This is a genomic window from Sinorhizobium medicae, from assembly GCF_007827695.1.
GTDB lineage: Bacteria > Pseudomonadota > Alphaproteobacteria > Rhizobiales > Rhizobiaceae > Sinorhizobium > Sinorhizobium medicae.
This window is the reverse complement of sequence record NZ_VITA01000019.1, coordinates 1-14153: the sequence shown is the minus strand read 5'-3', so window position 1 is coordinate 14153 and position 14153 is coordinate 1. Positions and strand designations below refer to the sequence as shown.

11 protein-coding genes are annotated in these 14153 nt (G+C 60.7%); all 11 read right to left on the bottom strand.

Annotated elements, in window-relative coordinates; genetic code table 11:
- The 11 genes from FB009_RS25660 to FB009_RS25610 all read right to left on the bottom strand — a co-directional run bounded on the left by FB009_RS25660 (position 1) and on the right by FB009_RS25610 (position 13714).
- Entirely contained in the window at positions 1–2361 is a 2361-nt protein-coding gene (locus FB009_RS25660; RefSeq protein ID WP_011969316.1) for a SpoIIE family protein phosphatase, read from the bottom strand.
- A complete protein-coding gene (locus tag FB009_RS25655; protein WP_011969317.1) occupies positions 2358–3536 on the bottom strand; it encodes a class I SAM-dependent methyltransferase in 1179 nt (392 codons plus the stop codon). The genes FB009_RS25660 and FB009_RS25655 overlap by 4 nt, the downstream gene beginning before the upstream one ends.
- Positions 3533–4051, bottom strand: a complete 519-nt coding sequence (locus FB009_RS25650) for a hypothetical protein (protein WP_011969318.1) — start codon at positions 4049–4051, stop codon at positions 3533–3535. Before FB009_RS25650 ends, FB009_RS25655 begins: the two co-directional genes overlap by 4 nt.
- A gap of 70 nt (positions 4052–4121) precedes the next feature.
- Positions 4122–5816, bottom strand: coding sequence for a putative bifunctional diguanylate cyclase/phosphodiesterase (locus FB009_RS25645; protein WP_011969319.1), 1695 nt, complete (start codon positions 5814–5816; stop codon positions 4122–4124).
- 235 nt (positions 5817–6051) lie between these two features.
- Positions 6052–7260, bottom strand: a complete 1209-nt coding sequence (uxuA, locus tag FB009_RS25640) for a mannonate dehydratase (RefSeq protein ID WP_011969320.1) — start codon at positions 7258–7260, stop codon at positions 6052–6054.
- Between the two features lie 9 nt (positions 7261–7269).
- Positions 7270–8313, bottom strand: a complete 1044-nt coding sequence (locus FB009_RS25635; protein ID WP_018209559.1) for an L-idonate 5-dehydrogenase — start codon at positions 8311–8313, stop codon at positions 7270–7272.
- Between the two features lie 14 nt (positions 8314–8327).
- A complete protein-coding gene (locus FB009_RS25630; RefSeq protein WP_011969322.1) occupies positions 8328–9734 on the bottom strand; it encodes a TRAP transporter large permease in 1407 nt (468 codons plus the stop codon).
- Between the two features lie 5 nt (positions 9735–9739).
- Complete coding sequence (locus FB009_RS25625) at positions 9740–10312, bottom strand: TRAP transporter small permease (RefSeq protein ID WP_024311961.1); 573 nt, start codon at positions 10310–10312, stop codon at positions 9740–9742.
- A gap of 68 nt (positions 10313–10380) precedes the next feature.
- Entirely contained in the window at positions 10381–11355 is a 975-nt protein-coding gene (locus FB009_RS25620; RefSeq protein ID WP_011969324.1) for a sialic acid TRAP transporter substrate-binding protein SiaP, read from the bottom strand.
- A gap of 35 nt (positions 11356–11390) precedes the next feature.
- Positions 11391–12131 (bottom strand): FadR/GntR family transcriptional regulator, encoded by a 741-nt coding sequence (locus tag FB009_RS25615; protein ID WP_050574046.1) that lies wholly within the window; start codon positions 12129–12131, stop codon positions 11391–11393.
- 308 nt (positions 12132–12439) lie between these two features.
- On the bottom strand, positions 12440–13714 hold the full coding sequence (locus tag FB009_RS25610) for an MFS transporter (RefSeq protein WP_011969326.1): 1275 nt from the start codon (positions 13712–13714) through the stop codon (positions 12440–12442).
- Between the last annotated feature and the right edge of the window lie 439 nt (positions 13715–14153).

Below are 14153 nucleotides of genomic sequence, written 5' to 3'. Positions count from 1 at the left end.
TCACCTGTGTCTCATCACCACCAGAGTGATATCGTCGTGAATTTTCTGGGTGCCTATATGTGTCATTAAATCCTCTATAATGCCGGACTTGACCTCCTCAGCGCTGCTGCCATAGCGACAGCGCGCGCTTTCGCAGAGCCTTTCGATGCCGAAGAGCTCACCGCTTCCGCTCTCCGCCTCCGTCACGCCATCGGTATGGAGGACGATCATATCGCCGCTGCCGAAGGAGATTTCGCGCGTTGCGACGAATGGAGAGATATCAGGCTCCAAGCCGATGGGAAGTCCGAGATCGAGGGTGTCGATCCGCTCCACCTTTTCGATATCTCTGATGACGATCAACTCCTCGTGCTGGCCAGAAAGGATCAGCCTTGCGCCGTCATAGTCGAGAAATGCAAGGGAGAGGTGCTTGTTGGTGCTGGTCCTGACCAGATTCTTGTAGATTGCCCGGTTGACGCGGTTGAGGAATTGCGCCGGCTCCATCTCGCCCACTTCCTGCAAGCCACGGGCCACGGATTGAACCATCAGCATCAGCACGCCGCTCTCGAGACCGTGCCCGGTCACATCGCCAATTCCAATCTTCAATCGGTTTCCGTCCCTGAGAACGTCGTAGTAGTCGCCTCCAACCTCGTCGGCGGGCCGCATATAAGCGGCGATTTCGAGCTCGGCGATTTCTTCGAGTTCGCCGGCCTTAGGCAGAACCATCATCTGGATATGTCGGGCGACTGCGAGTTCCGCGCCCAGGCGCAAGTTTTCGCTGCGCAACTGCTGGTTCAGAGCTGAGATCTGGAGGTTCGCCTCTTCGATCTCCTTCGTCCTGTCCTCGACCAGCTGCTCGAGGTTCTCTGTGTGAAAGCTGATCTCTTCGGCCATACGATTGAAGGCTGCGCCGGCCTCGCCGACCTCGTCGCGCGTCGGAATGTCGACCCTTACTGAATAGTCCTTGGCCTCAATGCGCTTGGCGGCATTGGCGAGCGCGCTTATGCCGCCGGTGATGCGCTTGGAAATTGCGAATACGGCGGCGATGACGAAGAAGAGGGATACGAGAAGCGCGAGGACCTGATAGATCAGGATTCTGTTCGTCGCCTTCGAGATCCCGGCCTGGGCGGCGAAAAGCGAAGCGTAGATTTCCCGCTCCGGCACGGCGATTCCGAGCAACATGGCTTCGCGGCTGACCGGGCCCGACGCCCAGAGGTTGGTTGGCTGCAAGTGTTTTAGGACGACCAGGTACGGCACCCTCTCGCCGTTCTCCTCGAGCAGTATGTGCTTGAGCAGTCCGTCCTCTTCCAGGGGCAACTGCGCAATCGCCGGCTGAATGCTCCGTCGCAAGGAGCGATCCAGTCCTGTCACGCCGCCGCTGGCGGCAGCGTTCGACGCCCGCAGGCCAATAACCTTTTCTCCGACCGGATTAATGGCAACAACGTTGCCGTCCGACATCGTCAGGAAACCGAAACCGGTTTCCGCCACTTTGACGTTCTCGACGATCTCGGCCAGTTGGTCGAGCGTGATATCGGTGCCGGCAGCGCCTAGCACCCGGCTGCGGTCGCGCGACCATAGCGGCTGGAAGAAACTGACGATGAGCTTGCCGGTTATCGCGTCGGTATAGGGCGCCGTCTGGGTAATGTCGTCATTCACAGGACGTGACTCCGGCTCACGCGCCCATTGCTCCCAGGATTCGTAAAGACCCGGAAAGAAAAAAGACCAGAACTCCGCCGCATTGTGTCCCGGATACAGTTTGTCGAAAGTCTGAGCCTGATCCGTATAGGGTGCCGTCCTGAAGATCGGCCGCTCCTTTGGGCCGATGTAGTACATCTGCAGCTTCGACTGGCCATTCGCCAGAAGGCTCGGCGCGACGAGGTCCAGGACCGCGCTGTTCTCGATGTCGGTCTGCACATCGGGAAGCGGAAAGTGATTTTGATCGAGAAGATACCCCCAGACGCTGACGACCGACGGCGGACCTGGCAGATTTTGAGCCCACCCGCCTTTCTCGTCGTAGGCAACCGCCACGGTTCCCGGCGCACCACGCGCCATTGCTTCCCCTATTTGCGATTTTCGCACCGGCCGGTCGATTTGCTCCTGGAGAACCCCCGCCAGTGTGCCTACATCCGAATGAACCTGGTTGAGCAGAAGATTGACGCGGGCGGCCGTCGTTTCCGCATAGGAGCGGATATAATCCTGGTTCGCCTCCTCCAGGCCCCGCCCGACTTCCGCTGCTGCATCGCGCGAGAGCCTTTGTACATTCCAGAGCGCAAGACCGCCGGTGACGAGCAGATCGAACAGCACGGCGCCTCCGACGACCAGAACGAACTTGGCGCGGAACGAACGCAAGCCCAAACGAGCGGTGTTTTCGCCCATCACGCTCATAGCGGCTTGCGTCCAGAAGCGGCCCAGATCGGCCAACCGGCGTAACCCTTAGGATGGAGGGCCGCGAATATGTGGTCCCGGAAGCCTTGGCGGAAGCGCTCTATGAATTCGGGGGGGTCGCCTCGCTTCACGGCCATTTCACCGGCATAGACGTTCTCCCAGGCAGCGATGATATCTGCAAAGTCCTGGGGATCTCCGTCGAGATTGGTGACCATAAAGGATTCGACGAGAATATCGTCGAAACCGGCGTCGACAAGGTAGCGCTTGCTCTTTGGCCCGAGCTCCACATCCATCTCGAAATGACTGAACAGCCTCGCGACTTCATTGTACGTCCATTGAATGCTCTGCGAGCGCGGTTCGCCGAGACAGTGCGAATTTTTCTCGTTGGTAATGTATACCCGCCCGCCCGGCTTGCAAATTCGGAAGAGCTCTTTCAGAAGCATGTCCGGCTGATTGAATATCTGCAGTGAGTGCCGGCACGTGACGAAGTCGAACTGGTTGTCCTCGAGCAGCATCTCGGAGGCATCGCCATAGGTGTATTCGATATCGGTTACGCCGAAGCCGGACGCCACGTCGCGCGCATAGGCGAGGCTCGCTTTCGAATGATCGAGAGCAACGATGCGCGCCGGCTGGAACTCTTTTCGGGCGAGCATGGCGAAATCGCCGATGCCGCAACATATGTCTGCCATCGCCATGCCCGGACGCAAGCCGTGACGCGGGAGGATGGCACGCTCGTGGCGCCACGTCATTTTCGTTTGGGTGCGCAGGATCGGAATAAAGCTGGTGTTTTCGACGAAGCTTTGCCCGGGATAGAACTTCGAGTCGTAGACCTCGACAGTCACTTGCGGCTCGATCCTGTTCAAGTGAGCGAACATACGCTCGGTCCAGCCCACGACGCTGGAGGTCACGACGACAAAGCGAATGTCCGATCTCGTACGACAGGAATCGAGAAGAACGCGCGCGAAAGCGTGGTAAGCCGTGTTGTTCATCTGTACGAGGCGCTTGACGTTGATGTAGAGAACGCCCCGCACCTCTTCGATTGCGCCTTTCAGCATGGATATGATTGCGGCGATTTCGTCGGCCGAGCGCGGCCGCACCACCCCGGAAAGAGCAAACTCCTGGCTGTTCGGGTCGAATTCGGCCTTGAAGGGCACTGCAAGCGCTGTCGTATTCACCGCACAACTCCTTCAAGAGGCAGATCCACGACAAGCGTGATCGATGGCGGATCGCTTTCGCCGAGTCGAACGTCCGCGTCGAAATTGATCGAGAGGTCCAGAAGAACAGCCTCGCGACTGGGCGCGAGATCGGTGGCGATGGAATCGAGGTAGCGCGCATGAGCGTCGCCGTCGCGGGTCTTCGCCACCGCCTCGCCATAGAACTGCCTCTGACCGGGCGGACAGGGGAAAGTCAATTCGACCCGTTCGGTCGGACCCCTGCGATAGACCGCACAGCCGATCCGGCCATCGGGTGAGCCGCCGCGGAACGAAACCTCCAGGAGTTCGTTCAGGGCGGATGAAAAGAAATTCGAGTGGCGAACGGGATCCGTACGATTGTGACTTATCATCCGAGCCATGAAGCTCGACAGCTGATCGCAATGGTTCCAATCGGAAAGAAAGGCGCCCATCTCCATCTCGAATTGGAGCAAGGGCTCGTAAGCGGCCTCCGTGCGGTGATTTTCGGCTCCGTGCATGCAGCTTCTCCCTTACGCAAAAACGCGACGCTTGCTTCAAAATCCGTTCGAAAAACCGGCATTCACCCGCTCATATTCGTTGAAGGCCTGTGGCAGGAGTGGCAGAGGCTTTGCGGAGAAAGTCGCCTATCGCGTCCGCAGCCATGGGCGCCCCTAGAAAATATCCCTGCAACCGATCGCAGCCTTCTTTCTGGAGCCAGGCTGCCTGCCCCGCGGTCTCGACCCCTTCGGCAGTGACATTCATGCCGAGACCATGAGCGAGCGCGATGATGGAGCGGACGATCGTCTGGCCCTTCTCATTCCTCTCGAGATCCTTGATGAAATACTGATCGATCTTGATCGTGTCGAAGGGAAAATTCTTCAGATAACTCAGCGACGAGTAGTAGGTACCGAAATCGTCGAGCGATATTTGCACACCCAGGACGTTCAATGTGTTAAGCGTATCGAGATTGTTGATCGTACGTTCCAGCAGCACCGACTCGGTAATTTCCAGCTCGAGGCGATCTGCTCGCATCCCGACCAGGTCAAGCGTCTGGGCCACACGATCCGTAAGCCCCTCGTGAAGGAACTCCGCCGGCGATAAGTTGACCGCGAGCGTGAAGTGGGACGGCCAGTCCATCGCTGTCCGGCACGCCCGCTCGAGAAGCCACCGGCCGATGTCGCTCATCAGGCCGTCGGCTTCCGCCATTGGAATGAAGACGTTCGGCGGGATAGTGCCGACCAGCGGGTGACGCCAACGCAAGAGTGCTTCGAAGCCGGCGACCGACGACGATGGTTTCACCAATGGCTGGTATTCGAGGAAGAACTGCCCCTCCTGGAGGGCGGTGCGCAGGCTGCGCCGCAGCATTTCCCTCTGTTCGAGGACGACGAGCATGGAGCGGGTAAACGTGCTTGAGCGGCCCCGACCGTCCTTCTTTGCTGCATAAAGCGCGATATCGGCAGCTTTCATAAGCTGCTCGACTTCGTTGCCGTCTTCCGGAGCGACTGCAATTCCGACGCTTGCCCCAACAAAAACGTTGATGCCCTCTACCATAAAAGGTTCTTTGAACGCGTTGATCAATGCGTCTGCAAGGCGCTCGGCCTCGCTGGGCTGATCGGACCTCCATTGAATGACAGCGAACTCGTCCCCGGCCAAACGGTACGCGAACTCCCTATCCCTCAGAATGCTCCTGATCCGATCCGCCGCCATTTTGAGAACTGCATCGCCTGCCCCGTGGCCCAATGTATCGTTGATCGGCTTGAAGTCATCGAGATCGATCTGCATGAGCGCCACTTGCGCACCGTTCGGTACTGGCAACGCGCCGCGCAGCTGATCGCTGAACTGACGCCGGTTGGGCAATCCGGTCAGAACGTCATGGGTCGCCTGATGCAGGAGTAGCGCACGATCGCTCTCGCTCTGCCTGAACGTCTCGCGATACATGGCACTGCTTTCAGCTTCGACGACTCCGACGCCGCTCCTACTGCGGAAAATGAGGAGCGTGCGCCGGGGCCCGGCCGATGCATGTGCGATCTCGACGGTTCTCGGCAATCCGGTCGCGACCACGAACTCGACAGCGGACTTCGCACCCGGCGCCAGTAGTTCAGGATAAATGTGCCAAAGGGACGTCTCTATGAGGGACTCGACGACATATGCTTCTCTGTGCCTTGGCGTGCATTCGATGAGTTGAAAATTTTCGTCGTAAAGCGAGACGACTTCGTCAAAATCGGCGAAAAATCCAGAATCGACGGAAGGTGAACCAGGCAGTGTCGTATCGCCGTCCGGCATCCTCGCCCTTTCCTTCCATTTGTTTGACCCGAGCAGGCCCCTCCGGACTAAGCTCGCTAATATCGATTCATGTCAATTCTCATTTCCAACCCTGCCCCAGCTTGAAATTATCGCGGAACGTGTCGCCGTCAATGGCGCACGACCGAGAGATTAGTTCGCGCGAATCCGGCGGAATGATGGCTGATCATAAATCCCGGGGGCATACGCCCCAGCGACCGATCCACAAGGCGAAGGATCAAGTGGCCGCGGCTGCCAGTCCGTAGGTCCCGTGCGAGAGAGCCCGCTCGATGCCGCGCAATTCGGCAAGACCCTTCAGGCGACCGATGGCCGGATAGCCCGGCTGGGCCCCGCGGGAAAGGTCGTCGAGAATCTCCTGCCCGTGATCCGGCCGCATCGGGATTCTGTGGTCGGCCCGTCCGGCTGCGCGCCGCAGCTGCTCCTCCCTGAGCAATTCGGCAATGACCGCCACCATGTCCGTATTGCCCTCCAGATGCTCGTCCTCATAGAAAGAGCAGGGTGTTCTCTCCTCCTCGCGAAGGACGTTGCGCAGATGTACGAAATGAATGCGGGAGGCGAAACGGCGGACCATGGCCGGCAGGTCGTTGGCGGCAAGGGCCCCGAGAGAGCCCGTGCAGAAGGTGACGCCATTGGCCGGACTATCGACCTCCCGCAGCATGTGAGCATAGTCTTCGGCATTCGAAAGAATGCGCGGCAGGCCGAGCAGCGCCCATGGCGGATCGTCTGGATGGGCACAGATGTTGATTCCCACGCGTTCTGCCACCGGCGTCACCTCCGTGAGGAACTCCACCAGGTGACGTTGCAACTTCTCACGGCTGATTCCGTCATAGCTGCGCAGATGATCGCGAAGCTGCGGCAGGCTGTAACCGTCGGCTGAGCCGGGAAGCCCGGCCCCGATGTTGCGGGAGAGCGCAAGGCGCCGCTCCTCCGGCATTTCGCGAAACCGCCGTTCGGTTTCCTCGCGCGTCGCCGCGTCGTAGTCCTCGTGGGCGCCCGGCCGCTCGAGGAGATGTATGTCGAAGGCTGCGAAATCGATCCGGTCGAAGCGCATCGCCTTGGCGCCGTGGCGCGCCGTCCAGCGCAGGTCGGTGCGGGTCCAGTCGAGGACCGGCATGAAATTGTAGCAGACGGTACGGATCCCGGCGGATGACAGGCGTCGCAACGTTTCCTGCCAATTGGCAATGTGCTCCCGCCAGGGGCCGGTTTGTGTCTTGATGCACTCGGAAACGGGAACGCTCTCCACCACTTCCCACTCCAGTCCACCTGCGCGGACCTCCTCCTGACGCTTGCCGATCTCATCAACAGGCCAGACGTCGCCTGTCGGGATATGATGCAGCGCGCTGACGATGCCCTGCGCGCCGGCTTGCGCTGCATCTTGAACGCTCACCCGGTCCACCGGCCCGAACCAACGCCATGTATGTCGCATGTGAACTCCTCAGGAAAGAAATGTCAGCTGCACCTTGCATGCAGCAGATCGATCGCCGGCCTGCTCGAAGGCTCGAACCGCCTCCTCGACCGGAAACTGGTGGGAAATGATCGGTCGGACATCAATCCGGCGATCGGCGATCAGCGCAACCGCAAGAGCGAACTCCTGATCGAATCGTTGGGATCCGACGAGACGCAATTCCTTGCCGACCAGCGCATGGAGCGGGAGCTTGACATCGCCCGTCACTCCGACCTGCACGATCATGCCGCGCGGCCGGACCGCAGCGACCGCGCTGCGCAGCGCCGGCTCGGCGGCCGAGCACTCGAAAGCCAGATGAAACTGGCCCTTGTCGGTCTCGTACGGGGCAAGCCCGGCCGGATCACGGCCGATATTGATGGTCCTGGTCGCGCCCATGGCCATCGCCCTGTCGAGCGCCGCATCGGCCAAATCCGTTACGACGACCTCATCGGCGCCCGCATGGCGAACTGCCGCCACCACAAGGGCGCCGATCGGCCCCGCTCCGGTGACCAGTATCTTCTTTCGCCTGACATCGCCGGCCTGGGCGAGCGCATGAAGACAGACCGCGAGCGGTTCGGCGCAGGCCGCCTCACCGGCGCCGACAAGGGTGCCCGCGGGATGACATTGGCGTGCCGGAACCACCAGCCAGTCACGGAACATGCCTTGCGTATGAGGAAGACGCATCGCGCTGCCCAGGAAGCGCATATTGAGACAGTGAACGGCAAGACCGTCGCCGCAGAAGCGGCAGGCGCCACAAGGCTGGCTCGGATTGACGGCAACCAGATCACCGACGTCAAGGCCGGAGACATCGCCGCCGAAAGCCCCAACTCGACCTGAGGCCTCGTGGCCGGGTATGATCGGCTCACGCACCCGGACGGGGCCGAATCCCCCGTCCTGGTAATAATGAAGATCGGAGCCGCATATGCCGCCGGCGGCCATCTTCAACAGCACCTCGCCGTGGCCCGGTGCGGGAACCTCGGCCACTTCCACCCGGAGATCGCGTTGGCCGTAAAGCCGGGCAAGACGCGTGTGCATGAGTGCTCCTTGCATCAGCGGATCAGGCCCACCGTCTGCGGCAGCCAGAGCACGACAGCGGGCACGAAGGTGATCAGAATGAGAGCGATGAACAGCGGCACGAGCCATGGCAGGATTGCCATCGTCGTCCGCTCGACCGAGAGCTTCGCCACCCGCGAAAGCACGAAAAGGACCATACCAAGGGGCGGGTGAAGCAGACCGATCATCAGATTGAGCGTCATGATCAGGCCGAAATGCACCGGGTCTATGCCGAACTGAGCGGTCAGCGGCAGCAGGATCGGCACCAATATGGTGATCGCGGCAATCGTGTCGAGGAAGCAGCCGACGAACAGCATCAACAGGTTCACCAGGATCAGGAAGACCCATTTGTTGTCGGTGATCGTCAGGATCGCGCCGGAGAGCATCTGCGCGGCCTGGCTGACTGTCAGGAGCCATGCGAAGATCGACGCGGCCGTGACGATGAAGAGCACTGACGCGGTCGTTTCGATCGTGTCGAATGTCGCCCGGGCGAGCGTCGACATCGTCATGGTCCGGTATCGCACCAGCCCGAGAAACAGCGACCAGATCACGGCCGCGACGGCGGCCTCCGTTGGCGTGAACCACCCCATGGTCATGCCGCCGATCAGAATAATGGGCGTCATCAGCGCCATGACGGCGGAGAAGTCGAAGTACCAGTCGAGAGCGAGCAGAACCACCAGCGCGATCCCGACCGCAAGGTTCATTGACAGCCCGGCCGACATCAGGGCGTAGACGAGAAGCGGCACTGCAAGCACGACGACGACCTCGAGCGAGGCCGAAAGCAGCCGCTTCATCTCGAACGGCGTGTCCGAGCCCCAACCGCGCTTATAGGCAAAGATCGCCACGGTCAGCATCATCAGCACCGTCATCACCACGCCCGGCACGACACCCGCCATGAAAAGCGCCCCGATCGAGACATTCGCCATCATGCCGTAGATGACAAAGGGCAGTGACGGCGGGAAAATGGGTCCGAGCGTCGCGGATGCCGCGGTGACGCCGACCGCCGCCTCCACCGGATAGCCGTGATCCTTCATTGCCTTGATCTCGATCGTGCCTATGCCGGCAGCATCCGCAAGCGCGGTGCCCGACATGCCCGAGAAGATCACCGAGCCGACGATGTTGACCTGGGCCAGCCCACCCTTCATCCAGCCGACGAGAGCCACGGCGAAGGAATAGATGCGCCCGGTGACGCCGGCGGAATTCATAAGATTTCCGGCGAGAATGAAAAACGGCACCGCAAGCAGCGGAAAGCTCTCGACGCCTGCGATCATCCGCTGCGCTGCGATGATGTCGGGCGCGACATTGTAGAAGACCAGATAGAGAACCGACGCCGAAGCCATGGAGATAGCCACGGGAACGCCGACCAGCATCAGGAAGAGAAAGGAAACGACGAGCAGAAGCATGGCATTCAGTCCTCGACCTTGTGGAATTCCTCGGGCTTTTCGAGAACCGAATAGCCGCGGCGTTGATTGGCGACGAAGACCTGGATCGAGCGGATCAGCATCAGCACGAAGCCTGCCAGCACGCCGTAGAAAACGATATTGCGCGGCAGGTTGACGGTGATCATACGCTCATGGGCGACGATCGCCACGTAGCGCCACATCAGCCAGCAGGCATAGCCGAAGAAGACGATGCGCACGAGATCGACGAAGATCGCCAGGCCCCGGGCGACGGTTGCCGGCAGATAATGATAGAGCACGTCGACCTGGATATGGCGCGACACGCGCACGCACATGGCGGAGCCCAGGAACACCACGCCGATCAGGCAGTTCGTGGCGATCTCCTCCGTCCAGGCATAGGAGTCGTTGAGCACGTAGCGCGTGAAGAACTGCAGGAACACGCATCCGGTCATCAGCCAGAAAACGGCGAGCGTTACCCAATCCTCGAAGGAATAGTTGGAGAGGTCCGCCGAGGGCGGGGCTTCCTCGAAAGCATGGGCGATTTCTTCGGGCGTCGTTTGCAGGTGGACTTCCTGAGACATGGCATCATCCGGCATTTTAGATGGAACGGGACGTCGGCCCGCCTTGCGGGCAGGCCGACGGGTGCGGTTCACTTGACGGCGCGGATGGCCTCCCAGTCTTCCTTGACGTAGCCGAAATCCTCGAGCGCGACCTTCTCATTGACGGTTTTTTCGAAATCGGCCCTGTCGACCTCGGTTACTTCGATACCGCGTTCCTTGAAGGTCGCTACAAGTTCCTTCTCACGCTCCTCGATGATCTTGGTGGCGCGCTCGGCCGCCTCCTGCATAACCTCGGTAAAGATCTGCTTGTCGGCATCGGAGAGCTGTGACCAGAGGTTCTTCGAAACGACCGTGTTCAGGTGATCGACGATGTGGCCGGTCAGCACGATATGCTTCTGCACTTCGAAGAACTTCTTCGCCTCTATCGTCGTCAGCGGATTTTCCTGCGCTTCGACCGTTCCGTTCTGGAGTGCGAGATAGACCTCGGCAAAAGCGATCGGCGTTGTGTTGGCACCGCAGGCCCGCGGCATGGCGAGATAGGCCGGCACGTCCGGAACGCGCATCTTCAGGCCCTGCATGTCGGCGCATTTGGTAATCGGCCTGTTCGATGTGGTGTGACGCGTCCCGTAATAGGTGACGGCGGTGATGTGGTTGCCCGAGGCTTCCTCATATCCTGCGGCAAGGCGCTTGAAGACATCGCTCTTGGTGTAGGCGATCATATGGGCCGGGTCGCGGAAGATATAGGGAAAATAGGTGACGCCGATGGGCGCATGATCGCGCGCGGCGAAGCTCGATCCTGAAATGATGATGTCGACGGTGCCGAGCTTCAGGCCTTGATTGATATCGGCTTCCTTGCCGAGCTGCGACGCCGGGAAGACATCGATCTTGTAGCGCCCCTCGGTGCGTTTGGCGATCTCTTCCGCCGCCCAGACGGACTCGGTATGGAACGGCTCCGACGTTTCGTAGACATGGGCCCATTTGAGCGCCGTCTGGGCATGGGCCGATAAGGCCGATGCCAGGATGGTCGCGGTGGCACCGATTAGCGTCAACAGTCTGATCGTCATCTTGATCCTCCTCCCAATTGAAGTCGCTGTGTTGATTACCGCCCGACGCGCCTCCACGCGGCGGGTATCGTGCTGTCGGCGGCCTCCTCTTCGAAGCTGGCCGACAGGCGAATCTGTGATTGGTCGAGATGTGCCCGCATCGCGGCGCGCGCTGCGCCCGGATCGCCCGCGGCGATGGCATTGCGGATGACGCGATGCTCCTCCATCGCCGCCCGCCAGGTATCGGTATTTTCGAAATAGCTTGCGAGCTTTTCGAAATAGGGCGTCATGCGCATGTCGTGGATGCTGCCGACGAAACGGTTCAGCGTCGCATTGGCGATGATGCTCGAAACGACGACATGAAATTCCCGATCGATCGCCAGCGCAAGCCGGCGATCCTCGAGGGCGGCCGCCATCCGGGCGAGATTGTCGTCCAGAACGGCGATATGTTCGGGCCGCGCCAGCCGCGCCGCCTCCTCGGCGATTGCGCATTCGACGACAGCCCTCGCCCGCAGCAATTCGAAAGGACCCTCGAAATCTTCGGGCGGCCCATCCGCCGCCGGCGCCGGCCGCGCGGTGACATAGATCCCCGACCCCATCCGGATGTCGATGAAGCCCTCCACCTCCAGCACGATCAGCGCTTCACGAATGGTCGGCCGCGAAACCCCGAACATCTGCGCCAGCTCGCGCTCCGCCGGAAGCCGCGACCCATGCGCCAGCTCGCCCCGTTCGATCAGGGCCCGCATCTGATCCGCCACCTGTCTATAGAGACGACGCGATTCCACGGCAGAGAACATCATGATCCCCGTTGAGGCGACCGGCTGCCAGGTGGCCAAGTGGTCATACCAATTGCGGTACAATACCCATGCTTGCGGTTGTGTCAACATCCGATCGGCCGCGGCGAGCGAAGCGACCATAAGGCGTCCTCTCTCCGCGCGCCTGAAACAACCTCGCGCTGATTTCGCATCGACCCGTAAACAAAGATGCCCGGCACTGAATGGCCGGGCAGTTGGCAGGGAATTGGCTGTCCCTGCGGGAAAGTGAGACTCGCGACGCATGGATCCACCGGCCACGACGCCTGGCGGAATGTCGACCCGAGCGGCGGCTACCGCGCGAGCGCGCCGGACGGGACGCCCCTGTCGGCCTCGCGCTTGATCTGCCGGATCGAGACCTTCATCCAGATCATGGAGACGGCTACGATGACGAAGAGCAGCATGAAGCAGCTCGACCAGAGACCGGTTACATCCTTGAGATAGCCGAAAGCGATCGGCAGGACGAAGCCGCCGAGGCCGCCCACCATGCCGACGACCCCGCCGACAGCACCGACATGGGTGGGATAATACACGGGTATATGCTTGTAGACCGCCGCTTTGCCGAGGCTCATGACGAAGCCGAGCACGAAAGTGACGAAGACGAAGACGAGCGGCGTCACCATGATCGGCATCGCACCGCTCGCCGAGCCGGCGGGTACCGACAGGATGGCCGTTGCGACGGCAGATACCGCGAACATGGCATACATGACTTTGCGGGCGCCCAGCTTGTCCGACAGGGCGCCTCCATAGGCCCGAAAGATGCTTCCCGGAATGGAGTACGCGGCTGCGATCATGCCAGCCGTCTCGATGTTGAAACCGTAGACGCCCACGAGGTAGCGCGGCAGCCAGAGCGCAAGGGCGACGAAGCCGCCGAAGGCAAAGAAATAATAGAGCGAAAAGCGCCAGACCTGGACATTCTTGAGAGGCTCGAATTCACTAAGCAGGCTCTTGCGCGCAACGGCACCCTGGCGGCGGGCGCGAAATTGCGGATCGTCTTCGGTCGAGAACCAGAAGATAATGGCTGTGACGGCCAGAACGGCAGCCCAGATCTCGGCGACCGCCTGCCAGCCGAAAGCGACGAGAACGAAAGGCGCCAGGAATTTCGTCACTGCCGCGCCGACATTGCCGGCGCCGAAGATGCCGAGCGCCGTGCCCTGCTTCTCAGGCGGAAAGAAGGGCGAGACATAAGCGACTCCTACGGCAAAAGAACCTCCCGCAAGACCGACGCCAAGGCCCGCGAGGAGCATCTGCGGATAGGTCGTTGCGTAGCCGAGAAGAAAGGTCGCAAGCGCTGCCGCCAGCATGGTGAGGGTGTAGACGAGCCGGCCGCCATACCGGGTTGTCCAGATGCCGAGAACGATGCGCACGAGCGAGCCGGTCAGGATCGGCATGCCGATCAGCAGCCCGAACTCGGCTTCGCTGAGGCCGAGATCCTCCTTGATACGCACGCCGATGATGGAAAAAATGGTCCAGATTGCGAAACAGATCGTAAATGCGCCCGTCGAGGCCCACAGAGCGCGTGCCGATGCGCCCTTTAAGGTCGACTGTGTCTGGTGAAGAGCGGACATGATATCTCCCTGCGCAGTGATTTCGCGCGTTGTGTGCCGTCGATCATGGGAACAGCCGCGAGCACGGTCCGCGCTCATCGAAACGAGCGCACCGACCCTCTCCAGCAACCTTGCTCATGGCGCGCGACATTGGGCGCCACCCGGTGGTTTGCTCGGGCTCGAAGTTATGAATGCAAACGGCGTGCCAGTCCGGGCACTCCGGATAATCGCCCGTGATTCAAGGTATTATCCGGCGTCGGCTTTCGAAGCTTGGGAAAAGCTTGTTCAAATTTTAGCCCGCCAGGGATGCCCTGCCCAATTACCGGGCATGACGGGCATGCCGTCCCGACCCCCGTCATTCCTGCGCTCGTCACAGGAATCCTGTGTGTCGAAACTGTGCTTATATGGGTGCGGGCGGAAGGCCGTCGGAATCCTGGTCTTTAAAGACCGTGTGCTGGCT